This is a genomic window from Streptomyces sp. NPDC043876 (genome assembly GCF_056435825.1).
The window spans coordinates 313,354-336,301 of record NZ_JBWKDV010000008.1; the positions used below are offsets into that span (position 1 = coordinate 313,354).

Sequence of the window (22,948 nt, forward strand, 5' to 3'; positions counted from 1 at the left end):
GCCGGTTCGGACGGGGGTGACGGTTCAGCCCAGGACGACGGGCAGGTCGAACAGGTCGTTCTGGGTCACGATCGGCTTGTTGCGCAGCTCCTCGCGGCCCACGGCGAGGCGCAGTCCGGGGAAGCGCGCGTAGAGGGCCGGAAGGGCCACCGCCGCCTCCAGCCGGGACAGCGCGGCCCCGGGGCAGACGTGCGGACCGTGGCCGAAGGAGATGTGCCGGTTCGGGGTGCGGGTGACGTCGAAGGCGCCCGCCGTCCCGCCGTGCTGCGCCTCGTCGCGGCCGATGGCGCCGAAGGAGACGATCAGCCCCTCGCCCTTCGGCAGGACGCCGTCCCCGACCGGGACGTCCTCGGTGGCGAACCGGATGAGGACGTGCGAGGTCGGGGTCGACCAGCGCAGCGTCTCCTCGATGACGTTCTCCCACGGCACCTCGCCCTTGAGCACGAGGGCGCGCTGCTCCGGGTGGGTCTCCAGGGCGACGACCGCGTTGACGATCAGGCTGATGGTGGTCTCGTGACCGGCCGCGACCATCAGCTGGAGGGTGTTGGTGATCTCCTCGGTGGTGAGGTGGTCGCCGTTCTCGGAGGCGGCGATGAGCGCGCTCGTCAGGTCGTCGCCGGGGCTGCGCCTCTTGGCCTCCACGATCCGGCCGAACAGCGCGGCGAGGTCCGCCATCATCCGCGGGACGTCTTCGGGCCGGGTCTGCGTGGAGAAGAACTGGTCGAACAGCTCCTTCATCCGGGGGTGGTCGGCGGCGTCCACGCCCATCAGTTCGCTGATCACGTTCATCGGCAGCGGGTACGCGAAGTGCGCCTTGAGGTCGACGCTCTCCCCGGCGGGCAGCTCGGCGAGCCGGTCCAGCATCCCCTCGGTCAGCGCCTCGATGCCGGCCCGCAGCTTCTCCACCCGGCGGACGGTCAGCGCCTGCGCGACCAGGGTGCGCAGCCGGCGGTGCTCGTCGCCGTCGACGGTGAGCATCGAGCGCCCGGGGTTGGCGAGCCCGATCAGCGGCCAGTCCAGCGGTATCTCACCGCGCTGCCAGGCGCCCCACGCGTTGATGTCCTTGACGATCCGCGGGTCGGTCAGCAGCGCCCGGGCCTCGGCGTGGTGGGTGACGGCGTAGCAGGGCACCCCGCCCGGCAGGACGACGCGCACGAGCGGTCCGGCGGCGCGCAGGGCCGCGCTCTCGGCGTCGAGGTCGGCCACGAAGGGGTCCAGGCTGATGGCGGCGGCGCCGGAGTGGTCGATCGGGCACGTCATCTGGTGGCTCCAAGGGCGGGCGTAGGGGTGTAGGTGACGGGCAGTTCGGACAGGCCGCGCAGCCAGGGCGAGGGGCGGCGGGCGAGCGCGGAGGCGGGGACGGCGAGGTCCACGTCGGGGAGCCGGTCGAGGAGGACCTCGATCCCGGTCCGGGCGATGACCTCGGCGACCTCCTGCGCGGGGAAGGGGCAGCGGTGGTCGCCGTGCCCGAAGGAGAAGAAGGCGTTGTTGCCGCCGGTCAGGGCGCCCGCGTCGGTGCGCACGTGCGGGTCGGAGTTGGCGGCGGCCAGCCCCAGCAGGACGAGGTCGCCGCGGGCGATCCGGCGGCCGCCGAGGTTGGTGTCGCGGGAGGTCCAGCGGCCGGCCACGTTCTGCGTGGGGGTGTCCTCCCACAGCACCTCGTTCATGGCTTCGCCGACGCTGTGGCGGCCGCCCGCGAGGGAGGCGGCGAACCGGTCGTCGGTGAGCATGAGGCGCAGCGAGTTGCCGATCCAGTCGGCGGTGGGCTGGTGCCCGGCGGCCATCATGACCATGAGGTCCTGGGCGATCTCGTCCAGGGTGAAGCCGGAGCGGTTGCCGAGCATCCGGGAGGCGACGTCCTGGCCGGGCGCGGCCGATTTGGCGGCGAGCAGCGCGTACATGGATCCGCCGAGGTGCTGCTGGCCCGCCAGCGTGCCCTCGCGCCCGTTGATCATGTCGTTCATGGCCGTGACGAGGCCGGGGCCCTCTTCGTCCGGGAAGCCGTAGATGCGGGCGAGGACGCGCAGCGGCAGCAGCATGGCGTACTCGCCGACGATGTCGCAGCGGCCCTTGCCGCAGATGCCGTCGATCAGCTCGTCCGCGAACCGCTCGGCGTGGCCCTTGAGTTCGAAGGGGTCGATGGCCTCCAGCGCGTCGGTGATCACCGCCGCCCGCTCGCGGTGGCGTTCGCCGACGGTGTAGAGGATCGACGGCTGCTTGCGGCCGATCATCGGGAGCAGCGGCCAGTCGGCGGGGATCCGGTCCCACTGGTTCCAGAGGTCGGAGTCGCGGGAGAAGAGCACCGGATCGCTGGTGACCTGGTGCAGTTCGCGGTAGCCGAGGACCAGCCAGGCCGGTACGTCGCCGTCGAGGACGACCGGGGCGACGGCGCCGTGGTCGCGGCGCATCTCCCGGTACAGCTCGGTGGGGTCGGTCTGGAACCGCGGGCCGCCCAGGTACACGGGGCGGGGCTCGGGGGTGGTCACGGGGTGGGCTCCGGGGTCGTCGGCCGGTCGGCCGTCTGGACGTGCTGAAGGTGGTGGACGTGCTGGACGTGCCGCACGAGGGAGATGAGCACCTGCTTGCTGGACTCGCGGGAGCGCGCGTCGCAGAACACCAGCGGGACGTGCGGCGGCAGGTCGAGCGCGGCGCGGATCTGGTCCGGGGTGTGCGTGGGACCGCCGAAGTCGTTGCAGGCGACGACGAAGGGGGTGCCGTGGTGTTCGAGGCGGTCGATGGCGTACCAGGAGTCGGCGAGCCGCCGGGTGTCGACGAGGACGACCGCCCCGAGGGTGCCGGAGAACAGCCGGTCCCACAGGAACCAGAACCGCTCCTGGCCGGGGGCGCCGAACAGGTAGAGCACGTTGCGGGCGTCGAGGGTGATGCGGCCGAAGTCGAAGGCGACGGTGGTGGAGGTCTTGGTGGCGACGCCGCCGGTGTCGTCGACGCCCTCGCCCGCCTTGGTCATCGTCTCCTCGGTGTTCAGCGGACGGATCTCGCTGACCGAGCGGACCATGGTGGTCTTGCCGACGCCGAACCCGCCCACGACGACGATCTTGAGACCGTTGTCGGCGGTGCTGCTGAGGGTCTGCCGGTCGGCGCGGAGGCCGTCCTGGACGGCGGCCCGGTCCGTCGGCTGGTCGATCGGCGGGTCCATCGGCCGATCAGAGATTGCGGAGTCCAACGAGCACCTGCTCCAGGATGTCGGGGTCGGGAAGGCTGTACGCCGAGTGCGCCGAACGCGGGTGGCGGGCGCTGATCCTGCCCGTGCCGAGCAGGTCGGCGAGCAGGATCCGCACGATGGAGACCGGCAGCGCCAGGTCGGCGGCGATCTCGACGACCGCCGTCGGGTACCGGCACATCCGCAGGATGGCCGCGTGTTCCGACTGCATGCCCACGACCGGATCGCATTCGGCGATGACCAGGGTCACGAGGTCGAAGGCGTCCGAGCCGGAGCGGCTGCGGCCGCCCGTGAGGGTGTAGAGCCGGTCCGGGGAGTCGTCCCGGCCCGGCCTGCTCCGGCTCATCCCCGGGGCCTGGCGATCAGGTGCTCACCGAGCTGTTCGACCAGTTCCGACATGTTGTGGCCGACGAGGCCCGCGTCCGCGTCCTCGGCGGCGACCAGTGCCAGGTGGGCGCCTTCGCCCGCCTCGACGATGAAGAGGATCCCGCCGTAGAACTCGGCCATGGCGGAGCGGACGCCGCCGCTGCCGTCGCCGAACTCGATGGAGGCCCCGTGCGACAGGCTCTGGATGCCGGCGGCTATCGCCGCGAGCTGGTCGGCCTGGTCGACGGACAGCTCCGGGGTGCGGCAGAGCTTGAGGCCGTCCCGGGAGAGCACGAGGGCGTGGCGGGCGCCGGGGGTGCGCTCCAGGAGCCCGTCGAGGAGCCAGCCGAGCGTCTCGTCGGTGGTGGTGCCGGTCATCGCGTGTTGCCTTCCGGGTACGGGGGGTTCGAGGGCGTCGTGGGCGGCGCGGCCGCGGCGCCGCGCACGGCCTGGCGGAAGCTGCCGAAGCGGGCGGCGGAGCGGGAGGCGTCCGCGGGGGCGGCGGTGCGCGCGGCCGCCTGGTCGGCGGCCCCGGCCCCCTCGGGGTGGGCGGCGGCCAGGGTGCGGCCGCGGCGGCGCTGCGGCAGTCCGCTCTCGCCGAGGGCGGGCTGCCCGCCGGTGTCCCCGGCGGTGGGCGCGGTGGCGGGGTGCGGGGTGGCGGGACGGACGGCGGCGTGGTCTGCGTGGCCGGTGCCGTGCTCGGCGTCGGCGGGCGCGGTCCCGTGCCCCGCGTCGTCGGCGGCGTCGTTCCCGGCCGCCGGTTCGGCGTCCGCTTCCGGGTCGGCCGGGGTGGCGCGGGCCGGGTCGGCGGCGGCGAGCGCGTCGACGGGCAGGGGCGCCCCGTCCTCGGCCGCGGGGTTGGCGGAGGGGCCCCGGCTGATCAGCTCCTGAGGGAGCATCATCAGTGCGCCGGTGCCACCGCGCGCGGAGGGCCGGAAGGAGACGGTCAGCCCGTGCTTGCGCGCCAGTCGGCCGACCACGGCGAGGCCGAGCCGGGTACCGGAGAGCCCGGCCAGGTCCAGCGACTCGGCGGTGACGGCCTGTTCGGCACGGCGCAGCTGCACCTCGCTCATCACGAGGCCGCTGTCCTCGACGGTGATGATGATCCCGGCCGGCACCTCCTCCACGTACACGTGGACCTCAGCGGTCGGCGGCGAGAAGTTCGCGGCGTTGTCGAGCAGTTCGGCGAGCGCGTGCATGACGCCCTCGGCGGCGTGCCCGGCGATCGCGGCGTCGCTGGTGGAGTGCAGCCGCACCCGCTGGTAGCCGCCGATCCGGCCCATGGCGCCGCGCAGGATGGATTCCATGACGATGGGCTTGGCCCACCGGCGGCCCGACCGGGCGCCGGTGAGCACCGCGATGGAGTCGGCCAGGCGGCCCGCCTGCGCGGTGCGGTGGTCGAGGTGCAGCAGGTCGCCGAGGACGTCCTCGTCGGCGTGCCGGTGCTCCATCTCCCGCAGGTCGGCGAGCATTCCGGTGGCCAGCGCCTGCATGCGGCCGGCCGCGTTGGCGGCGGCGGCCATGGCCGCGGCCCGGCCGGACTCGGCGCGGCGCAGCTGGTCGCCGAGGTGTTCGCGGGCGCTGAGGTGAGAGGCCGTCAGCCGGTCGGCCTCGGCGGCCCCGGCCCGGGCGAAGTGTTCCAGCTCGGCCGTGTGCTCGGCGATGAGCCGCTGCCGCTCCGCGGTGCGGGCGGCCGCGTCGCGGGCCCCCTGGGCGGTGAGCCGGGATATCTCGGCGTCCCGGGCGGCGACCTCACCGGCGAGGCCGGCGGCCCGGGCGCGCAGCAGCCGGGCCGAGCGCGTCGTCCAGGTGACCGTGAAGGCCGCGATCCCGAGCAGCAGGACGCCCGAGACGGAGAACCATGCGAGGGGGGTTCGGACGGTCGACGGGGCCGCGGCCACCGCCGCCGTGCAGAGCGCACCGGCGACCGCTGCGGTCAGCAGCAGGGCCAGCGCGGAGGGGCGAAGGGGGGAGGGCGACGCCGTCATCAATCAAAGCCTCAAACCGGGCGGAAATGGAAGAGAGGGTTCCTGTGGCAACGAGACGCAACTATAGGAGAGTTGCTGATCGAAAGAGAAAGCTCTTGGCGAAGTTTGCCTGGTACCAAGATCAATTCATCCCGATCTAGCGCACTTTGTCGGTGGATTTCTGTGCACCGCCCGCGTCAAAACGTGCCCCGCCGGAGCACCCCGCAGGCCGGGGCCGGAGCACGCGGGAGGGAGGCCATCCGGGTCACGGCGCCCCCGTCCGCGCCGCATTGGCCCACTTCCCCGGCGGCAGAATGGCCCTTCTGGACGGGACACCGGCCTTCTAGGCTCGGCCGGGTGACCAACAAAGTCGATTTCTACTTCGATCCCATCTGCCCCTTCGCCTGGATCACCTCCCGCTGGATCCTGGAGGTGGAGAAGCAGCGCGACCTGGACCTCACGTTCCGTGTCATGAGCCTGTCGGTGCTCAACGAGGGCAAGGAAGACCTGCCCGAGCGCTACCGCAGGCTGCTGGAGACCGGCTGGGGTCCCGTGCGGGTCTGCATCGCCGCCGCCCAGGAGCACGGCGAAAGCGTCCTGCGCGACCTCTACACCGCCCTCGGCACCCGGTTGCACAACGAGGACCGCTCGGCCACGGACGAGCTGATCCGCGAGGCGCTGGCCGAAGCCGGTCTGCCGGCCGAGCTGGCCGATGCCGCCGGGCGCACCGAATACGACGACGCCCTGCGCAAGAGCCACCACGAGGGCATGGACCCGGTCGGCGAGGAGGTCGGCACCCCGACGATCCACATCGACGGCACCGCCTTCTTCGGTCCGGTCCTCACCTCCATCCCGCGCGGCGAGGACGCCGTACGGGTCTTCGACGGGGTCCGGCTGCTCGCCGGGTACTCCGATTTCTTCGAGCTCAAGCGCACCCGGACCGGCGGCCTCGACTTCAGCTGAGGCCGGGCCGGTGGCGGTCACCGCGGCGGCGGCCCGCCGCCGCCGCGAGCGCGACGCAGACCGTGAAGACCAGGCCCGCGCCGCGCAGGCCCAGCCACAGGGTGAGCGCGCCCACCCCCACCACCGGCAGCGAGATCCCGCAGTAGGCGATGACGAACAGCGCGGAGATCGTGGCCCCCCGCTGCTCCGCGGGGGCCGCGGCCGATACGGTCGCCACCGCCGCCCGGAAGGCCATGCCCTGGCCGAACCCCGCGACGGCCCCGCCCGCGACCAGCAGCGGCAGCGATTCCACGGCCAGCGAGGCGGCGACCAGCGCCAGACCGGCCACCAGCACCGTCCGTCCGCGCGGCAGCGCGCGGTCCGCGTCCAGCCGGCCCCCGGCCAGCTGCCCGAGGGTGGAGGCGAGGAACACCGAGAAGACCAGGGCGCCCGCGACCGCGTGGTTCGTGACCTCCAGCGTCTGCGCGACGAAGGTGGGCGCCACCGCCGTGAACAGACCCAGCAGCGCGAAGCCCGCGAACGCGGCCGGGGCGCAGAGCGCGAACGCCGCCCGCGCGCCCGGCGGCACGCGGACGCCCTGCGGCCGGGGCCGGGCCCACCGCCGGGGCCGCTCCACCGTCTCCGGCAGCAGCAGCACGACGGCCGCGGCGGGCACCAGCAGCGCGAGGTGCACGAGGAAGGGCAGCGCGAGCGGGTGCGGCGCGTACTGGGCGAGCAGCCCCGCGAGCAGCGGTCCGCAGCCCAGGCCGCCCATGTTGGCGGCGGTGGCGGCGAAGGCGGCCCGGGCCCGGCGCTCGGGCGGGGCGAGTTCGATGACGGCGGCGGTCCCGGTGCCGCTGAGCAGCCCGGCGGCGAAGCCGGACAGCAGCCGCCCGGCGAAGAGCAGCGGCAGCCCGTGCTCGGCCAGGAAGCAGAGGGCGCTGAGCACGGACAGTACGATCGCCGCCAGCAGGACGGGCCGCCGTCCGACCCGGTCGGAATGGTTCCCCGCGAGCAGCAGGACGGCCAGCACGCCGACCGCGTAGACGGCGAAGACGACGGTCACCATGAAGGTGGAGAAGCCGATCTCCTCGCGGTACAGCCCGTAGAGCGGGGTCGGCAGGGTGGTGCCCATCATGCCGACCGCGAAGACGGCCGCGGCGGCGAGGTAACCCGGTCTGCGGCGCGGCGCGGCGGTGATCACCATCGCATCGTACGAGCGGACCCGCCGCCCCGCCCGGCGGCGCGGCCGGGCCCCCGCGCGCCCTGCCGGGGCCCCGGCCGGCCGCGCCGCGCCACCCCCTCGTCCAGGCGGTACGCACTGATCGTCAACGAACGCCGCACCCGGTGCACAGCGGCCGGAGCCCGCCCCGTCCTAGGCTCGGGGAGCGGAGTGCGTGAGCGGGTGGTGTTGGCATCGGGGGACGCAACACCACCCGCCACGTACCTCGGCTCCGCCGCCCGGGCTCGCCGGGTATCTCACCAGGTATGACGGAATCCTGACGGCGGGCCGCCGGCCCTGGTGCCGGGGCGCGCACGGTGGTCGAATCGACGGGTGAGCACAGAACAGCACGCACCGGACCCCGGGCATGCGGACCCCGGGCACGCGCCGGACGGGCCCCCGGATCCGGACGGCCGGGGCGCCCCCGTCGGCCGCCGCCTGGTCCTGGGCATGGTCGGCCTGGGCGCCGTGGGGCTGGCCGCCGCTCCCGTACTGCAGCGCGGCTTCGAATCGGTCCTCGGGGCCACCGCCGACAAGGACCCCACGGGGCTGACCTCGCTGCTGCCCAACGGCGGCGGGTTCCGCTACTACTCGGTGGCCTCCTCCGTGCCCCGGCGCGGGCCCGAGGACTACCGGCTCACCGTCGACGGCCTGGTCGAGCGCCCGGCCACGTACACCCTGGACGCCCTCGGGCGGCTGCCGCAGACGCGGGTGGTGCGGGACGTCCAGTGCGTGACCGGCTGGCGGGTCCCCGACACCCCCTTCGAAGGGGTACCGCTGCGCCTGCTGCTGGACGCGGCCGGGGTCGGCCCGCAGGCCCGGGCCATCCGGTTCACCTGTTTCGACGGCACCTACACCGAGAGCCTGACCCTTCCGCAGGCCCGGCGGGACGACGTGCTGGTGGCCCTGCGCATGCAGGACCAGCCGCTCGGTCACACCCACGGCGGTCCGGTCCGGCTGTACGCGGCCCCCATGTACTTCTACAAGTCGGCGAAGTGGCTTTCCGGCATCACCCTGACCCGGGACGTCGAACCCGGCTACTGGGAGCGCCTGGGCTACGACGTCGACGCCTGGGTCGGCAAGTCGAACGGACGCGACGATGCGCCCACCGTCTGAGCCCGCGCCCCGGCCGTCCGAGCCCGCGGCCCCGCGGTCCGGGTCCGCGGCGGCGGCCACCGGGCGGGTGCGCCGGTTCAGCCGCTCTCAGCGCTGGGTGCACCGCTCCACGGCGGCCCTCATGGGCGTGTGCGTGGCCTCGGCCGCCTGCCTCTACCTCTCGCCGCTCGCCGAACTGGTCGGGCGCCGCCACCTCGTCGTCACCGTGCACGAGTGGTCCGGGCTGCTGCTCCCGGCGCCGTTCCTGCTGGGCCTGGCCTCGCGGGCCTTCCGCGGGGACCTGCGCCGCCTGAACCGGTTCGGGCCGCACGACGGGACGTGGCTGCGGTCCGCCCTGCGCCGGGACCGGCTGGGCCCCCGTCCCGCGGGGAAGTTCAACGCCGGGCAGAAGGTGTACGCGAACTGGCTGGCCGGCGCCGTCCTGGTGATGCTGGGGACCGGGCTGCTGATGTGGGTGACGGGCTTCGCGCCGCTGCGCTGGCGGACGGCGGCCACCTTCGTCCACGACTGGCTGGCCCTGACCCTGGGCGTGGTGCTCGCCGGGCACGTCGGCAAGGCGCTGGCCGATCCGGAGTCCCGGCGCGGCATGCGCACCGGCTCCGTGGACCGGGCGTGGGCCGAGCGGGAGCACCCGCTGTGGCGGACCCGGGAGAAGTAGCGGCCCCCGGCGGGGCGGCCCGGCGCGGGTCGCGCCGGGCCGCCCCGGAGCGCCGGGGGCCGCAGGCTCAGTCGGCGTCCCGTACGGCCACGATGCCGTTGAAGACGCCGACGTACGCCGTTCCGTCGGGGCCGAGGGTGATCGGCGCCCAGTTGTTGTCGTACAGCGGCCCGGTGCCGGTCAGCCGGCGCCAGCGGCGCTCGCCGGTGCGGAAGTCGACCGCGCTGAGGTACCAGGCGTCGATCCCCCAGACATTGGGCTCCTTCTCGTAGAAGTAGAGCAGTCCGTTGGCCGTGGAGAGCTTGGGCACGGTCGAGGGCGAGCGGATCCCGCTCTCCCACACCGTGTCGCAGCCGCTGCCGCCGGCCCGGACGTCGATCCGGCTGACGCCGCCCACCACGCTCTTCCCGAACAGCAGGGTGGTGAGGTTCTCGTAGCCGTAGTTGTTCTCGACGACGAGGCTGTTGCCCCAGCTGATCAGGGAGTTGTCGGTGGTGGAGGCCCCGGGGCGGAAGACCGGGACCTTGCACACCAGGCGCCGGTCCGCGGGGACGTCGGCGCCGCGCCGGTAGACGAGGACGTTCATCCGGTCGTCGGCGTTGTCGGTGATGGCGACGTAGCCGTCGCCGAAGAGGTCCGGGGTGGTGCCCGAACCCTGGTTCACGGAGCCGGGTTTGGCTCCCGTTCCGCGGTCGTAGGTCTGGCGCCACTGCACCTGCGGGGTGCCGTCGGCCGCGGCGCGGAAGCCGTAGAGCGCGTGGTCGGAGACGATGGACACGCCGTCCTCGGCGACGGAGAAGGAGTTCTGGATCTCCTCGCCGTCCAGCCGGATCGAGCGCAGGGCGCCGGTCGCCGGATCCACGGTGCCGACCCGGCCCTGCCGGGTGACCCACCAGATGCGGCCGTCCCAGTCGGGCATGACCGAGGTGAGCGGGTCGCAGGTGCCGCTGGGCCACAGGTCGGTCCAGCTGACGCAGTCGTGCGGGACCTGGCCGGTGAGGTCCCAGTCGTCGGCGACGGAGAAGGTCCAGGTGCCGTCGGGGCGCTGGGTGTGCGCGAGGCGCAGGATGTGCTGGCGGGAGTCGGCCAGCACGGCCCGGTCCTGGTCGTCCAGGTAGAAGTACGCGCCGCCCGAGGTGTCCTTGAAAATTTTGGAGAAGTCGAGCGAGGTGATCGCCTCGACGGTCGAGGAACGCTGCGGGAGCTGGTACTCCGCGAGCGTGGCGAGGGAACGCGGGTCGAGCAGCTTGACCTTGAAGCCGGAGAAGGTGCCGCAGACGGTGACCAGGCGGCCGCCCGCGTCGAAGGTGACGGTGGCGCACTCGCCGCCGAGGGCGGCGATCTTCTCGCTGCTGACCCCGGGATTCCTGCCGAGGGGGCCGGACCAGGGGTAGGTGGCGCTGCCCGCCGCGTCGGCGTGCATACCGCTGCGGCCGTTGGGGGCGAGGAACGGGTGCTGCGGCGGGGCTTCGCCGGGCACGGGGACGGCGGCCGCGGGGCTGCCGTCGTACTGGCTGACCAGGCGGTGGCCGGGCGCCTGGGGTATCGCGTCCGCCCGCGCCGGGGAGATCCCGTACATCGCCACGGCGACGGCCACGGCCGGCATCACGGCGCAGTGCAGCGCTCTTCGGAACATCCGGGTGTCCTCCTTCCTCTTCCGTCCTGTTGACGGTTCGTCTGACATCGCGCCGCGGCCGAACGCTAGGGCGGAGCACCCGAGGAGTCCATGCCGGGGCGCGATGATTCACGAAGGCGCAACAGTCGTCCGGGCGGCGCCCGGTCAGGGCCTGAGGCCGGACACCACCTGCGCCGTGGCCGTGAAGCCGTGGTGGATGGTCGCGGCCATGCTGCTGCTCGCCAGGTAGAAGCCGAGCAGGACGCAGACCAGCGCGTGCGAGAACTTGAGGCCGCCACTGCGTACGAAGATCCACGCGAGGACGAGGAGCAGGACGACCACGGAAAGCGACATCACCATCGGGCACCTCCTTGTGCGCGGCGCCATGGTGGCGCAGCGGAGGGTGCCTCCGGGTGAAATCCCTGTCCGCCGTACGGGTGTTGACCGTGTGTGACGGCGGTGGATCAGTGGTCGGCGTGCTGGGCGGCCGCGCCGCGGACCGGCGGGGCAGGCGGATCCCGCCCGCCGCGTCCGGGGTCTTGCCGGTGGCTCCGGGGCGTGCCATATATGTCTAGACCTTTGCGGTTCCGCTCGCGGCCCCCACCCGCCTCCGGCCCCACCCGGACGGGCCCGCACCGACACCCCGTGAGGACGCCCCGTGCGCCGCCCCGCCACCCCCACCACCGCGGCCGCCCGCCGGCTGGCCGCCGCCGCCCTCGCCGCCGTCGCGCTCGCGGCGCCGACCGCCTGCGCCGCCCCCGACACCCGCCCGCCGGAGCCGCCCGCCGGACTCACGGCCCAGGCGGGCAGCGCCACTTCGGCGCACGTGATGTGGCAGTCCGCCGATCCGCGGCAGGGGGTGAAGGAGTACCGGATCTTCCAGCAGGGCGTCCTGGTCCGGGCGGTTCCGGCCGAGAAGACCATGGTCGACCTCACCGGCCTCGCCCCGCTGACGGCGTACTCCTTCACCGTGCGCGCCGCCGACGCGGCCGGCAACCTGTCCGATCCCAGCGCCGCGGCGGCCGTCACCACCCCCGCCGTGAAGGCCGAGGACCACCGGCCGCCGACGGCCCCGGCGAGCGCCGCCGGCCACCCGGACGGGGCCCGGGCGGCCGTCCTGACCTGGGCTCCCGCCGGCGACGACACGGGGGTGACGGCCTACGACGTCTACCAGGGCGGCGTGCGGATCCACACGGCCGGCGCCGCGGAGACCGCCACCCGGCTGGCCGGCCTCCAGCCGGACACCGTCTACACCTTCACCGTGCGCGCCCGCGATGGCGCCGACAACTCCTCGCCCGACAGCCCGCCGGTGGACGTCACCACCGCGACCGCCACCGGCAAGGGCCCGAGCACCGCGCCCGCCGACTTCACCGCGACCGCCTCACCCGGCGCCGTGGTGCTGTCCTGGACCCCGCCCGACACCGGCCGGCCGACCGCCGAGTACCAGCTGTACGTCGACGAACGGCCCACCACCGTCATTCAGTTCGGCGCCGGAGCCGTGCCCGTCGGGCGGGCCGAGTACCGGCTCGCCGCCACGGAACCGGCCGGTACCGTCTGGGCCGTCAAACTGCGCGCCCGGCTGCCGGACGGCAACTGGGGGTCCTTCTCGGCGGAGCGCCGGGTGCCCCTCGGCTGAGCCGGCGCCCGCGCGCGCTCCCCCGCGAACCGGTGATCTTCCACGATCTTCATCGAACGGCTCTGCCGCGCACGTGGATCGCGCACAATACATCCGTGTTCGGTGAGTACTCGATCAACAGCGGTCGGTCCGGTCCGCCGGACGGTGACCCCCGGCCGGACGCTTCCCCCGGGCCGGGGAACCTGCCGCCGGAGGCGTCCGCCTTCATCGGCCGGAACAGTGAACTCGGGCTCCTGGACGCCTTGTTGCGCGAGCGCAGACTGATCACCCTCACCGGTGTCGGAGGCGTGGGGAAGTCGCGCCTCGCCCGGCGCGCCGTCCACGGCCCGGGCGGGCGGCACCGCGACGGCGTCTGGTGGGTGGACCTGTCGCCGCTGCGCGATCCCTCTCTGCTCACCTCGACCGTCGCCCACGCCCTGGGCTTCTCCGACCACCGCGCCCGCTCCCCCGACGAGGAACTCTGCGCCTGGATGGCGGACAAGGAGCTGCTCCTGGTCCTCGACACCGCCGAGCACCTGGTGGCCGCCTGCCGCCACCTCGTCGGCGAACTCCTCCAGTCCGCCCCCGGCCTCACCGTGCTGATCACCTCCCGCGAACCACTGGGATCCCCCGCCGAGGTGCTCGTCGAGGTGCGCCCGCTGCCCGCCGAGGGCCCCCGCAGCGACGCCCTGGCCCTCTTCCGGCAGTACGCCCTGGCCGCCTCCCCGCAGGCCGCGGCCGCCTTCGCCGACCCCCGGCGGGCCGCCGTCGCCGCCGAGGTCTGCCGCCGCCTGGACGGATTGCCGCTCGCCCTGGAGATCGCCGCCGCCCGGCTGCGGTCCTGGAGCCTGGAGGAGCTGGCGCAGCGCCTGGACGCGCGCTTCGAGGTCCTTTCCGACACCCGCGGGGCACTCCAGCCCCGGCACCGCACCATGCGGACGGCGATCGGCTGGAGCCACGAGCTGTGCGCGCCGGTGGAACGGCTGCTGTGGGCGCGGCTGTCGGCCTTCGCCGGGGACTTCGACCTGACCGCCGCCCGGGCGGTGTGCTCGGGCGGGCCGCTGGCGCCGGACCGGGTGGAGCGGGTGCTGGACGGGCTGGTCGCGAAGTCGGTCGTGCGGCGCACCGAGGAGCGGGGCAGCGGGGCCCGCTACCGGATGCTGGACACGATCCGCGAGTACGGGCACGACTGGCTCACCGAGCTGGACGAGGTGCGCACCCTCGCCGACCGGCACGCGCACTGGTACGCGGCGCTGGCGCGGGCCGCCGACGCGGGCTGGCTCGGCCCGGGCCAGGTCGACTGGTACCGCAGGATGACGGCCGAGCACGCGCAGCTGCGCACCGCGCTGGAGCACCTGCTGGGCACCGACCGCTCGACGGCGCTGGAGATGGCCGGGTCCCTGTGGTTCTTCTGGTTCGCCTGCGGTCACACGCACGAGGGCCGCGGCTTCCTGGAACGGGCGCTGCGGACGTCGCCCGGCACCGGGAGCGCCCACTTCCAGGCGCTCTGGGCGCTCGGGCTGACCACGATGCTCCAGGGGGAGATGCCCACGGCCCGGGCGCTGGGGGCGCGCTGCGTGGAGGCGGCGGCCCGGCTGGCGGACCCGGAGCCGGAGCTGCGGGCGGCGTACCTGCTCTCGGTGGCGGTGCTGATGCCCGGGGACGCGCCGCGGGCCCTGGAGCTGGCCGGCCCGCGGGCCCGGGCCGGGCACGGCGGGCGCACCAGCGGCCCGGGCTGGCTGCTGTGCCGTCTGTCGGCGGCGTACGCGCTCTGCGACCGGGGCAGCTTCGAGGAGGCGGCCGACGAGGCCCGGGGCCTGCGCGAAGCCTGTGAGGAACTCGGGGAGCGCTGGCTGCGCGCCTACGCCGACTACGTGCTGGCGGTCGCCGCCCTCGGGCTCGGCCACCACGCGGAGGCGGCCCGGCACGTCCGGGCGATGCTCTCGGGCAAGCGGCTGCTGGGCGACCGGCTCGGGATCGCGCTGGGCCTGGACGTCCTGGCGGCCGCGGTGGCGGGACTCGGCGACGGGGAGTTCGCGGCGCGGCTGCTGGGCACCGGGCAGGCGTGGTGGCGCACGGTCGGCCATCCGCAGATGGGCGGTTCGCCCTCGCTGCTGGCCCTGCGGGACGAGGGCGAGCGGCGCGCGCGGGCGGCGATCGGCGACGCGGCCTACGAGGACGCCTTCCGCGGCGGCGCGGCGGCGTCCACCGGCTGAGCCGTCAGCGGCCGCGGCGCAGGGCGACGACGGCCCCCACCGGCCGGGCGGGGGCGCCGACGGCTCGTGCGGGCGTCAGTACGGCAGGGGCCGGCCGGACGGGGTCCGCAGATCGAGGTCGCGGGGGGCGGGCTTCGGGACGGGCTTGCGGATCAGCTGCTGGCGCATGCTGCCTCCTCGGCTCAGACCAGGGCCGGTCGGCGAGGCGCCACCGTGCGGCCGTCGGGGAGCAGTTCACCGGTGTCGTCGAAGACCACGGCGCCGTTGCACAGCAGGCTCCAGCCCTGTTCGGGGTGGAAGGCGACCGTGCGGGCGGCGTCGTGATCGGCGCTGTCAGCGGTCGGGCAGGGGGGCTGGTGGGAGCACATGGCGCACCTCATCGCAGGGTGGGGCGGGAGGCCGATGGTCAACCGGTCGATTCCGCGATCCACGGTGGCGAGGAGTATTACCGATCACCACCCCCGTACGGAACCCATATTCGGGGTCCAGTTCAGGATGTGTATGCCCGATTACGATGCGCTCATGCCCGTTATCCGGATTTCGCGCAGGACCGTACTGCCCGCCGAGGAGGCGTGGCTCAGGCTCACGGACTGGGAACGCCATGGTGCGCCGGTTCCGCTGACCCGGACGGTGATCACGACGGCGCCGCCGACCCGCGTCGGAACCCGCTTCACGGCCCGCACCGGTGTGGCGGGGGTCACATTCGACGACCCGATGGAAGTGACCCTCTGGCGGCCCCCCTCGACGGACGCGCCCGGGCTCGTCCGGCTGGAGAAGCACGGCCGGGCCGTCCGCGGCTGGGCGGAGATCGGGGTGCACCCGCTTCCGGCGGGCGGCGCGGACGTCCGCTGGCACGAGGAGCTGCGCCTCGCGGGCTTCCCCCGGCTCTTCGACCCGGTGGTGGCCGCGGCGGGCCGCCGCCTCTTCGGCCACGTGATCGACACCCTGCTGCGGGACGGATCCCGCAGCAGGGGCGGTCGGGCGGGGCGGGACTTCTGAAATACGCGCTAGCGGATCGGCATGTCCGACAGGGTGCGCGCGATCACCAGGCGCTGGATCTCGCTCGTGCCCTCGAAGATCGTGTAAATAGCGCTGTCCCTGTGCATCCGCTCCACCGGGTACTCGCGGGTGAAGCCGTTCCCGCCGAGGATCTGCACCGCCTGCGCGGTGACCTTCTTGGCGACCTCGCTCGCGAAGAGCTTCGACATCGAGCCCTCCGCCGAGGTGAACGGCTTGCCCGCGACCGCCATCCACGACGCCCGCCACACCAGCAGCCGGGCCGCGTCGATCGAGGTGCGCATGTCCGCGAGCTGGAAGGCGACGCCCTGGTTGTCGATGATCGGGCGGCCGAACTGGGTGCGGGTCTTCGCGTAGTCCAGGGCCACCTCGTACGCGGCGCGCGCGGTGCCGACCGCCATCGCGCCGACGGCCGGGCGGGACGCCTCGAAGGTGGCCATGGCCGCGTTCTTCACACGCTCGCCGCCGCCGCTGCGCGCCCGCTCGCGGGCCCGCGCGAGCCGCTCGTCCAGCTTCTCCTTGCCGCCGAGCAGGCAGGAGCCGGGGATCCGGACGTCCTCCAGCACCACCTCGGCGGTGTGCGAGGCCCGGATGCCGTGCTTCTTGAACTTCTGGCCCTGCGAGAGGCCCGGGGTGTTCGGCGGCACGATGAAGGACGCGTGGCCCTTGGTGCCCAGCTCGGGGTCGACCACGGCGACCACGATGTGGACGTTGGCGATGCCGCCGTTGGTCGCCCAGGTCTTGGTGCCGTTCAGCACCCACTCGTCCTTGGCCTGGTCGTAGACGGCCCGGGTGCGCATGGCGCCGACGTCGGAGCCCGCGTCCGGCTCGGAGGAGCAGAAGGCGGCGACCTTCACGTCGTCCGGGGTGCCGTACATCTGGGGGATCCAGGTGCCGATCTGCTCCTCGGTGCCGTTCGCCACGACTCCGATGGCCGCGAGGCCGGTGCCCACGATCGACAGCGCGATGCCCGCGTCGCCCCAGAACAGCTCCTCCATGGCCATCGGAATGCCGAGGCCGGTCGGGTCGAAGAACTGCTGGGCGTAGAAGTCGAGGGAGTAGATGCCGACCTTGGCGGCCTCCTGGATGACGGGCCAGGGAGTCTCTTCGCGCTCGTCCCATTCCGCGGCGGCGGGCCGGATCACGTCGGCGGCGAAGCCGTGGATCCAGTCCCGTACCTGCTTCTGGTCGTCGCTCAGGTCCATGGTGAACTCCGCCATGTCGTCCCCTCCAGCTGTGCGTGTCGAGCGCATGATGTTACTCCCGGTAACATCACTCGTGGGGCCAGTGTGTTACTGACGAGTAGCCACTGTCAACCGCCCTCGCCGACGACCCCCGGCGGCCGTCGCCGATTCGGTCGACCGGGTGTGCGGGGTGTTACGTTGCGCGGGCGGCACGCACATCGCAAGGGCGGGGAGAGAAACACATCATGGAGACCACGCGGCAGGCCGGCCCGTCGGGCGGCCAGCAGGGATCGTCCGAGCACCGGCGGCGGGAGCTGCTCGAAGCGGCCGACCGCGTCGTCCTGCGGGACGGCCCCCGGGCCTCCATGAACGCCATCGCGGCCGAGGCCGGCATCACCAAGCCCATCCTCTACCGGCACTTCGGCGACAAGGCGGGCCTCTACCAGGCGCTCGCCGTCCGGCACACCGACGCGCTCCTCGACTCGCTGCGCGCCGCGCTCGACGCCCCCGCCGAGCGGCGCCGCCGGGTCGAGGCCACCCTGGACACCTACCTCGCCGCCATCGAGGCGCGCCCGCAGGTCTACCGGTTCCTGATGCACCCGGCCGAGGACTCCCACACCGCCGAGCACGGCTTCGACGTCGGCCTGCACTCGGCGCCGCTGCTGCGCCGCCTCGGCGAGGAGCTGGCCCAGGTGATCGCGGAGCGGGTGGACCCGGGCCCCGGCGGGGAGCGCCTCGCCCGGGTGTGGGGCCACGGCATCGTCGGCATGATGCACGCGGCCGGCGACTGGTGGCTCGGCGAACGCCCCTGCACGCGGGCGGAGTTGGTCAGCGACCTGGTGGACCTGCTGTGGGGCCGGCTGGCGACCGCGGGCAACCGGGCGGACGGCCCGGGCTTCTGACGTCCCGGCAGGTGCCGTTACGCCGACCAGGGCGCCCGGCGGATCGCGCGGCGCAGGCGGCGCAGCCGCAGCCCGGTCACCCGGTCCACGTAGAGCCCGCCGTCGAGGTGGTCGCACTCGTGCTGGAGGCAGCGGGCGAAGAACCCGGTGCCGCAGATCCGGACCGGCGCGCCGTCCGAGGTGACCCCCTCGACCACGGCCTCGTCGAAGCGGGCCGTCCCGGCCTCCAGGCCGGGCAGCGAGAGGCAGCCCTCGGGGCCGATCAGCTCGGGCCCGCCGGTCCGCACGAGACGCGGATTGACGACGTGGCCGACGTGGCGGACGTCCTCGTCGTCGGGGCAGTCGTAGACGAAGACCCGCAGGCCCACGCCGACCTGGTTCGCTGCCAGGCCCACGCCCTCGGCGGCGTACATGGTGGCGAACATGTCCTCGATGAGCCGGTCGAGGCCGGGACCGAAGTCGGTGACCTCCGCGCAGGCGGAGCCGAGCACCGGATCGCCCAGCAGGCTCATGGTGCGGACGAGGCCTGAAGTGCCGGGGATCGGACGCTGTCGCATGGCGATAAGGGTACGCGGAGCGACTGTATGAGCGATTCGCAGGGCGCCGCGGTCAGGGCTCCCACCGGTTCTGGATAGGCTGGGGCCGACCGACGCAAGGAGGACAAGGGACGATGGCAGGCAACACAGAGCCGCTTTCGCCGCGGGCCAAGCTGGCCGTGACGGCGGGCAAGGCCGCGGCGGCGGTGTCGCGGGCCGCGGGACGCGGAAGCGGATCGGTGATCGGGGGCAAGGTCGCGCTCAGGCTCGACCCCGATCTTCTCGGCGCGCTGGCACAGCATCTCGATGTCGTCCTCGTGTCGGCAACGAACGGCAAGACGACGACGACCCGGCTGATCGCGGAGGCCCTGCGCGCCAGCGGTCCCGTGGTGTCCAACGCGCTGGGCGCCAACATGCCCGCGGGCATCACCTCGGCGCTGGCCGGCGGCAGCGACGCCAAGTACGGCGTCATCGAGGTCGACGAGAAGTACCTCGCCGGCGTGGCCCGGGACGTGACGCCGAAGGTGATCGCGCTCCTGAACCTCAGCCGCGACCAGCTGGACCGCGCCGCCGAGACCCGCATGCTCGCGGAGAAGTGGCGCGAGGGCCTCTCGGGCTCCAAGGCGGTCATCGTGGCGAACTGCGACGACCCCCTGATCGTGTGGTCCGCCTCCTCCTCGCAGAACGTGGTCTGGGTCGCGGCCGGCCAGGAGTGGAAGGACGACGCCTGGTCGTGCCCCTCCTGCGGCGGCGTGATGCAGCGGCCGGGCGACGACTGGTTCTGCGGCGAGTGCGGCTTCCGCCGCCCGACCCCCACCTGGGTGCTCAGCGGCGACCACGTCCTCGACCCGCACGGCAGCGCCTGGCCGATCCACCTCCAGCTGCCCGGCCGCGCCAACAAGGCGAACGCCGCCACCTCGGCGGCCGTCGCCGCCGTCTTCGGCGTCCCCCCGCAGGTCGCCCTGGAGCGCATGTACCAGGTGCAGGCCGTGGCCGGCCGCTACGACGTGGTCTCCTTCCAGGGCCGCGAGCTGCGCCTGCTGCTCGCGAAGAACCCGGCGGGCTGGCTCGAAACGTTTTCCCTGATCGACCCGCCGCCCACCCCGGTGGTCCTCTCGGTCAACGCGCGCGGCGCCGACGGCACCGACACCTCCTGGCTCTGGGACGTGGACTACCCGCGGCTGGCCGGTCACCCGATCTTCGTGATCGGCGACCGCAAGCTCGACCTCGCGGTCCGCCTGGAAGTCGCGGGCCTGGACTTCCGCGTCTGCGAGACCCTCGACGAAGCGGTGCAGCTCGCGCCGCCCGGCCAGATCGAGCTGATCGCCAACTACACCGCCTTCCAGGACGTGCGCCGCCGCGTCGGCAACTAGTACCCATAAAGGACAAGAGCATGAGCGACAACAGCCTGCGTCTGGTGTGGGTCTACCCCGACCTGCTGAGCACGTACGGAGACCAGGGCAACGCCCTGGTCGTGGAGCGCCGGGCGCGCCTGCGCGGTCTGGACGTCCAGCGCGTGGACGTGCGCAGCGACCAGCCGATCCCGACCTCCGGCGACATCTACCTGATCGGCGGCGGCGAGGACCGGCCCCAGCGGCTGGCCGCGGACCGGCTGCTGCGCGACGGCGGCCTGGAGCGCGCCGTCTCGAACGGGGCGATCGTCTTCTCCGTCTGCGCCGGCTACCAGATCCTCGGCCAGGAGTTCGTCAACGACCTGGGCGAGCGCCAGCAGGGCCTCGGCCTGCTGGACGTGGTGACCGTGCGCGGCGAGGGCGAGCGCTGCGTGGGCGACGTCCTCGGCGACATCGACCCGCGGCTCGGTCTGCCGCAGCTGACCGGCTTCGAGAACCACCAGGGCGTCACCCACCTCGGTCCGACCGCCCGCCCGTTCGCGCGGGTCAGCATGGGCCGCGGCAACGGCACGGGCGACGGCACGGAGGGCGCGTACAACGACACCGTGTTCGGTACGTACATGCACGGCCCGGTCATGGCCCGCAACCCGCTCATCGCGGACCTGCTGCTGAAGCTGGCCCTCGACGTGAACGCGCTGCCGCCGGCCGACGACCGGTGGTACGAGGCGCTGCGCGCGGAGCGCATCGCCTCGGCGACGCAGCCCGCGTAGCCCCTCGCGCCCGGCGCGGCGCAGCACGTTCCGGCCCGGATTCCCCCAGGGGAATCCGGGCCGACGTGCGTTCGCACGACGGATGCGACCAGCATGTGGAGGATGGTTCAGCCCTGCGGTCATCCGCTTGTAGGGTGGCCGTTAGTTCCAACCGGACGACGTGGTCCGGTCGTCGGCCCACGTTGCAAAGGTCCTCCTGCCATGCGCATTGGTGTGCTCACTTCCGGAGGCGACTGCCCCGGCCTGAATGCCGTCATCCGCTCCGTCGTGCACCGCGCCGTCGTCGACCACGGCGACGAGGTGATCGGTTTCCTGGACGGCTGGAAGGGCCTTCTGGAAGGCGACTACCGCAAGCTGGACCTGGACGCCGTCAGCGGCATCCTGGCCCGCGGCGGCACCGTCCTCGGCTCCTCCCGCGTCCAGCCCGCGCACCTGCGCGGCGGGGTCGAGACCGCCCGCGGACACGTCGCGGACCTCGGACTCGACGCGATCATCCCGATCGGCGGCGAGGGCACCCTGAAGGCGGCGCACCTGCTGTCGGAGGCCGGGCTGCCGATCGTCGGCGTACCGAAGACCATCGACAACGACATCGCCTCCACCGACGTCACCTTCGGGTTCGACACCGCGGTGGGCGTGGCCACCGAGGCCCTCGACCGGCTGAAGACCACCGCCGAGTCGCACCAGCGCGTGATGGTGGTCGAGGTCATGGGCCGGCACACCGGCTGGATCGCCCTGCACTCGGGCATGGCCGCGGGCGCCCACGCGATCGTCGTGCCGGAGCGCCCCTTCGACATCGAGGAGCTGACGGCGATCGTCGGCGAGCGCTTCTCGGCGGGCAAGCGGTTCGCGATCGTCGTGGTCGCCGAGGGCGCCAAGCCCGCGGCGGGCTCCTCCATGTCCTTCGAGCAGGGCGGCAAGGACATCTACGGCCACGAGCGGTTCGCCGGGATCGGCAACCGGCTCGCCGTCGAGCTGGAGGACCGCCTCGGCAAGGAGGCGCGTCCGGTGATCCTGGGCCACGTCCAGCGCGGCGGCACGCCGACCGCGTACGACCGGGTGCTCGCCACCCGCTTCGGATGGCACGCCGTGGAGGCCGCCCACCGCGGCGAATTCGGCATGCTGACCGCCCTGCGCGGCACGGACATCGTGATGGTCCCGCTCGGCGAGGCCACCCAGACCCTGAAGACGGTCCCGGCCGAGCGGTACGCGGAGGCGGAGACCGTTCTGTGATGTTTCCCCCCTTCTGACACCCGCCCCCGGACGCATCGGCGTCCGGGGGCGGCACTACTGTGGTGGGGCACCACGGGTCAAGGGAGTACACGCATGAACCACCTCGCGCACGACGGCATGGATATGGGCGACCTGCCGCCGTTCACCCTCGGGCGCGGGCTGGAGTTCTCGTTCGACGCCTTCTTCCTGATCGGCTCCCTGCTCGGACTCGGCCTCTACTTCTGGGGCGTCCTGCGGCTGCGCCGGCGCGGTGACGCCTGGCCGCCCGGCCGGACGGTGGCCTTCACCCTCGGCGTGCTCACCGTGATGCTGGTGATGTGCACCAAGCTGAACGACTACGGCATGGTCATGTTCAGCGTGCACATGATCCAGCACATGGTCATCAGCATGCTGAGCCCGATCCTGCTGCTGCTCGGCGCGCCGGTGACGCTGACGCTGCGCGCGCTGCCCCCCGCGGCCCGCGGCCGCAAGGGTCCGCGCGAGCTGCTGCTGATGTTCCTGCACAGCCGTTACATGAAGGTGGTCACCCACCCGGTGTTCACCATCCCGCTGTTCATCGCCAGCCTCTACGCCCTGTACTTCACCCCCATTTTCGACTTCCTGATGGAGTCGAAGACCGGGCACATCGCGATGATGGTGCACTTCCTCGCCGTCGGCCTGGTCTTCTTCTGGCCGATCATGGGCGTGGACCCGGGTCCGCAGCGCCCCGGCTACGTGATGCGGATGCTGGAACTGTTCGCGGGCATGCCCTTCCACGCCTTCTTCGGCATCGCGCTGATGATGGCGAGCGAGCCGATGATCAAGACGTACGCCGACCCGCCCGCGAGCCTCGGCATCGACCCGCTGCTCGACCAGCAGTGGGGCGGCGGCATCGCCTGGGCCTTCAGCGAGATCCCGTCCGTCCTGGTGCTGATCGCGCTGGTCTACCAGTGGTACCGCTCCGAGCAGCGGACGGCGAAGCGTTCGGACCGCGCCGCCGACCGGGACGGCGACAAGGAGCTCGCCGACTACAACGCGTATCTGGCGGCCCTCCAAGCGCGTGGACAGTAGCGCCGGGGT

At 73.4% G+C, this 22,948-nt stretch carries 23 protein-coding genes; 11 read left to right on the top strand and 12 right to left on the bottom strand.

Translation table 11 applies throughout. The features are described 5' to 3' along the window. Positions 1 to 24 precede the first annotated feature (24 nt). Genes AC0693_RS25430 through AC0693_RS25455 form a run of 6 tightly spaced genes read right to left on the bottom strand, consistent with a single transcriptional unit; the run spans position 25 to position 5,535 of the window. The gene (locus AC0693_RS25430; RefSeq protein WP_469331408.1) at positions 25 to 1,260 is read right to left on the bottom strand and encodes a cytochrome P450 family protein; all 1,236 of its coding nucleotides are present in this window, start codon (positions 1,258 to 1,260) and stop codon (positions 25 to 27) included. Then, positions 1,257 to 2,486, bottom strand: coding sequence for a cytochrome P450 (locus AC0693_RS25435; RefSeq protein ID WP_478802986.1), 1,230 nt, complete (start codon positions 2,484 to 2,486; stop codon positions 1,257 to 1,259). Before AC0693_RS25435 ends, AC0693_RS25430 begins: the two co-directional genes overlap by 4 nt. Next, positions 2,483 to 3,157 (bottom strand): GTP-binding protein, encoded by a 675-nt coding sequence (locus AC0693_RS25440; RefSeq protein ID WP_469331404.1) that lies wholly within the window; start codon positions 3,155 to 3,157, stop codon positions 2,483 to 2,485. The genes AC0693_RS25435 and AC0693_RS25440 overlap by 4 nt, the downstream gene beginning before the upstream one ends. Positions 3,158 to 3,164: 7 nt before the next feature. After that, on the bottom strand, positions 3,165 to 3,527 hold the full coding sequence (locus AC0693_RS25445; protein ID WP_469320139.1) for a DUF742 domain-containing protein: 363 nt from the start codon (positions 3,525 to 3,527) through the stop codon (positions 3,165 to 3,167). Beyond that, on the bottom strand, positions 3,524 to 3,925 hold the full coding sequence (locus AC0693_RS25450; RefSeq protein WP_356405752.1) for a roadblock/LC7 domain-containing protein: 402 nt from the start codon (positions 3,923 to 3,925) through the stop codon (positions 3,524 to 3,526). Before AC0693_RS25450 ends, AC0693_RS25445 begins: the two co-directional genes overlap by 4 nt. Beyond that, complete coding sequence (locus AC0693_RS25455) at positions 3,922 to 5,535, bottom strand: sensor histidine kinase (RefSeq protein WP_478802987.1); 1,614 nt, start codon at positions 5,533 to 5,535, stop codon at positions 3,922 to 3,924. Before AC0693_RS25455 ends, AC0693_RS25450 begins: the two co-directional genes overlap by 4 nt. A 336-nt stretch (positions 5,536 to 5,871) precedes the next feature. Here AC0693_RS25455 and AC0693_RS25460 point away from each other — a divergent pair, with 336 nt between their 5' ends. After that, positions 5,872 to 6,477 carry a mycothiol-dependent nitroreductase Rv2466c family protein gene (locus AC0693_RS25460; RefSeq protein ID WP_356405748.1) on the top strand — a complete coding sequence of 202 codons (606 nt, stop codon included), beginning with the start codon at positions 5,872 to 5,874 and terminating at the stop codon, positions 6,475 to 6,477. Here the strand turns inward: AC0693_RS25460 and AC0693_RS25465 are convergent. Beyond that, positions 6,470 to 7,663, bottom strand: a complete 1,194-nt coding sequence (locus tag AC0693_RS25465; RefSeq protein WP_478802988.1) for an MFS transporter — start codon at positions 7,661 to 7,663, stop codon at positions 6,470 to 6,472. The two genes, AC0693_RS25460 and AC0693_RS25465, sit on opposite strands and share 8 nt — an antisense overlap. A 465-nt stretch (positions 7,664 to 8,128) precedes the next feature. On the opposite strand from AC0693_RS25465, the gene AC0693_RS25470 reads away from it, so the two are divergent. Continuing rightward, entirely contained in the window at positions 8,129 to 8,794 is a 666-nt protein-coding gene (locus tag AC0693_RS25470; RefSeq protein WP_478741755.1) for a molybdopterin-dependent oxidoreductase, read from the top strand. Next, complete coding sequence (locus AC0693_RS25475; RefSeq protein WP_478741749.1) at positions 8,778 to 9,452, top strand: cytochrome b/b6 domain-containing protein; 675 nt, start codon at positions 8,778 to 8,780, stop codon at positions 9,450 to 9,452. The genes AC0693_RS25470 and AC0693_RS25475 overlap by 17 nt, the downstream gene beginning before the upstream one ends. A 67-nt stretch (positions 9,453 to 9,519) precedes the next feature. On the opposite strand, the gene AC0693_RS25480 is transcribed toward AC0693_RS25475, so the two are convergent. Together AC0693_RS25480 and AC0693_RS25485 are read right to left on the bottom strand one after the other, a co-directional pair. Continuing rightward, positions 9,520 to 11,088 carry a hypothetical protein gene (locus tag AC0693_RS25480; RefSeq protein ID WP_478802989.1) on the bottom strand — a complete coding sequence of 523 codons (1,569 nt, stop codon included), beginning with the start codon at positions 11,086 to 11,088 and terminating at the stop codon, positions 9,520 to 9,522. Positions 11,089 to 11,232: 144 nt separating this feature from the next. Further along, positions 11,233 to 11,427, bottom strand: a complete 195-nt coding sequence (locus tag AC0693_RS25485; RefSeq protein WP_356405742.1) for a hypothetical protein — start codon at positions 11,425 to 11,427, stop codon at positions 11,233 to 11,235. Between the two features lie 298 nt (positions 11,428 to 11,725). Between AC0693_RS25485 and AC0693_RS25490 the strand changes: the two genes are divergently transcribed. Together AC0693_RS25490 and AC0693_RS25495 are read left to right on the top strand one after the other, a co-directional pair. Then, positions 11,726 to 12,703: a fibronectin type III domain-containing protein gene (locus AC0693_RS25490; protein WP_478802990.1), complete on the top strand. Its 978-nt coding sequence runs from the start codon at positions 11,726 to 11,728 to the stop codon at positions 12,701 to 12,703. A gap of 95 nt (positions 12,704 to 12,798) precedes the next feature. Further along, complete coding sequence (locus AC0693_RS25495; protein ID WP_478802991.1) at positions 12,799 to 14,898, top strand: ATP-binding protein; 2,100 nt, start codon at positions 12,799 to 12,801, stop codon at positions 14,896 to 14,898. Between the two features lie 182 nt (positions 14,899 to 15,080). Here the strand turns inward: AC0693_RS25495 and AC0693_RS25500 are convergent, their stop codons facing one another. Next, a complete protein-coding gene (locus AC0693_RS25500) occupies positions 15,081 to 15,266 on the bottom strand; it encodes a DUF5999 family protein (protein WP_330329229.1) in 186 nt (61 codons plus the stop codon). Between the two features lie 154 nt (positions 15,267 to 15,420). On the opposite strand from AC0693_RS25500, the gene AC0693_RS25505 reads away from it, so the two are divergent. Next, a complete protein-coding gene (locus tag AC0693_RS25505; protein ID WP_478802992.1) occupies positions 15,421 to 15,897 on the top strand; it encodes an SRPBCC family protein in 477 nt (158 codons plus the stop codon). An 8-nt stretch (positions 15,898 to 15,905) separates the two neighbouring features. On the opposite strand, the gene AC0693_RS25510 is transcribed toward AC0693_RS25505, so the two are convergent. Further along, positions 15,906 to 17,135 carry an acyl-CoA dehydrogenase family protein gene (locus tag AC0693_RS25510; RefSeq protein WP_356405979.1) on the bottom strand — a complete coding sequence of 410 codons (1,230 nt, stop codon included), beginning with the start codon at positions 17,133 to 17,135 and terminating at the stop codon, positions 15,906 to 15,908. 209 nt (positions 17,136 to 17,344) lie between these two features. Here AC0693_RS25510 and AC0693_RS25515 point away from each other — a divergent pair, with 209 nt between their 5' ends. Continuing rightward, the gene (locus AC0693_RS25515) at positions 17,345 to 18,001 is read left to right on the top strand and encodes a TetR/AcrR family transcriptional regulator (RefSeq protein WP_478802993.1); all 657 of its coding nucleotides are present in this window, start codon (positions 17,345 to 17,347) and stop codon (positions 17,999 to 18,001) included. Positions 18,002 to 18,018: 17 nt separating this feature from the next. Here AC0693_RS25515 and def read toward each other — a convergent pair whose 3' ends face one another. Then, a complete protein-coding gene (gene def / locus AC0693_RS25520; RefSeq protein WP_478802994.1) occupies positions 18,019 to 18,558 on the bottom strand; it encodes a peptide deformylase in 540 nt (179 codons plus the stop codon). A gap of 113 nt (positions 18,559 to 18,671) precedes the next feature. Between def and AC0693_RS25525 the strand changes: the two genes are divergently transcribed. From AC0693_RS25525 to AC0693_RS25540, 4 genes are all read left to right on the top strand, one after another. Then, positions 18,672 to 19,910, top strand: a complete 1,239-nt coding sequence (locus AC0693_RS25525; protein ID WP_356405733.1) for a MurT ligase domain-containing protein — start codon at positions 18,672 to 18,674, stop codon at positions 19,908 to 19,910. 20 nt (positions 19,911 to 19,930) lie between these two features. Next, positions 19,931 to 20,659: a type 1 glutamine amidotransferase gene (locus AC0693_RS25530; protein WP_356405731.1), complete on the top strand. Its 729-nt coding sequence runs from the start codon at positions 19,931 to 19,933 to the stop codon at positions 20,657 to 20,659. A gap of 201 nt (positions 20,660 to 20,860) precedes the next feature. Further along, positions 20,861 to 21,889: a 6-phosphofructokinase gene (locus AC0693_RS25535; protein WP_356405729.1), complete on the top strand. Its 1,029-nt coding sequence runs from the start codon at positions 20,861 to 20,863 to the stop codon at positions 21,887 to 21,889. Positions 21,890 to 21,982: 93 nt separating this feature from the next. Next, positions 21,983 to 22,939, top strand: a complete 957-nt coding sequence (locus tag AC0693_RS25540; protein ID WP_469336355.1) for a cytochrome c oxidase assembly protein — start codon at positions 21,983 to 21,985, stop codon at positions 22,937 to 22,939. Positions 22,940 to 22,948 lie beyond the last annotated feature (9 nt).

Excerpts from the sequence above, each read along its gene's own strand:
- AC0693_RS25430 (WP_469331408.1), bottom strand. The coding sequence starts at position 1,260 with ATGACGTGCCCGATCGACCACTCCGGCGCCGCCGCCATCAGCCTGGAC.
- AC0693_RS25440 (WP_469331404.1), bottom strand. The coding sequence starts at position 3,157 with ATGGACCCGCCGATCGACCAGCCGACGGACCGGGCCGCCGTCCAGGAC.
- AC0693_RS25445 (WP_469320139.1), bottom strand. The coding sequence starts at position 3,527 with ATGAGCCGGAGCAGGCCGGGCCGGGACGACTCCCCGGACCGGCTCTAC.
- AC0693_RS25450 (WP_356405752.1), bottom strand. The coding sequence starts at position 3,925 with ATGACCGGCACCACCACCGACGAGACGCTCGGCTGGCTCCTCGACGGG.
- AC0693_RS25455 (WP_478802987.1), bottom strand. The coding sequence starts at position 5,535 with ATGACGGCGTCGCCCTCCCCCCTTCGCCCCTCCGCGCTGGCCCTGCTG.
- AC0693_RS25465 (WP_478802988.1), bottom strand. The coding sequence starts at position 7,663 with ATGGTGATCACCGCCGCGCCGCGCCGCAGACCGGGTTACCTCGCCGCC.
- AC0693_RS25470 (WP_478741755.1), top strand. The coding sequence starts at position 8,129 with ATGGTCGGCCTGGGCGCCGTGGGGCTGGCCGCCGCTCCCGTACTGCAG.
- AC0693_RS25475 (WP_478741749.1), top strand. The coding sequence starts at position 8,778 with ATGCGCCCACCGTCTGAGCCCGCGCCCCGGCCGTCCGAGCCCGCGGCC.
- AC0693_RS25480 (WP_478802989.1), bottom strand. The coding sequence starts at position 11,088 with ATGTTCCGAAGAGCGCTGCACTGCGCCGTGATGCCGGCCGTGGCCGTC.
- AC0693_RS25485 (WP_356405742.1), bottom strand. The coding sequence starts at position 11,427 with ATGGTGATGTCGCTTTCCGTGGTCGTCCTGCTCCTCGTCCTCGCGTGG.
- AC0693_RS25500 (WP_330329229.1), bottom strand. The coding sequence starts at position 15,266 with ATGTGCTCCCACCAGCCCCCCTGCCCGACCGCTGACAGCGCCGATCAC.
- AC0693_RS25505 (WP_478802992.1), top strand. The coding sequence starts at position 15,421 with ATGCCCGTTATCCGGATTTCGCGCAGGACCGTACTGCCCGCCGAGGAG.
- AC0693_RS25510 (WP_356405979.1), bottom strand. The coding sequence starts at position 17,135 with ATGGCGGAGTTCACCATGGACCTGAGCGACGACCAGAAGCAGGTACGG.
- AC0693_RS25515 (WP_478802993.1), top strand. The coding sequence starts at position 17,345 with ATGGAGACCACGCGGCAGGCCGGCCCGTCGGGCGGCCAGCAGGGATCG.
- def (WP_478802994.1), bottom strand. The coding sequence starts at position 18,558 with ATGCGACAGCGTCCGATCCCCGGCACTTCAGGCCTCGTCCGCACCATG.
- AC0693_RS25525 (WP_356405733.1), top strand. The coding sequence starts at position 18,672 with ATGGCAGGCAACACAGAGCCGCTTTCGCCGCGGGCCAAGCTGGCCGTG.
- AC0693_RS25530 (WP_356405731.1), top strand. The coding sequence starts at position 19,931 with ATGAGCGACAACAGCCTGCGTCTGGTGTGGGTCTACCCCGACCTGCTG.
- AC0693_RS25535 (WP_356405729.1), top strand. The coding sequence starts at position 20,861 with ATGCGCATTGGTGTGCTCACTTCCGGAGGCGACTGCCCCGGCCTGAAT.
- AC0693_RS25540 (WP_469336355.1), top strand. The coding sequence starts at position 21,983 with ATGAACCACCTCGCGCACGACGGCATGGATATGGGCGACCTGCCGCCG.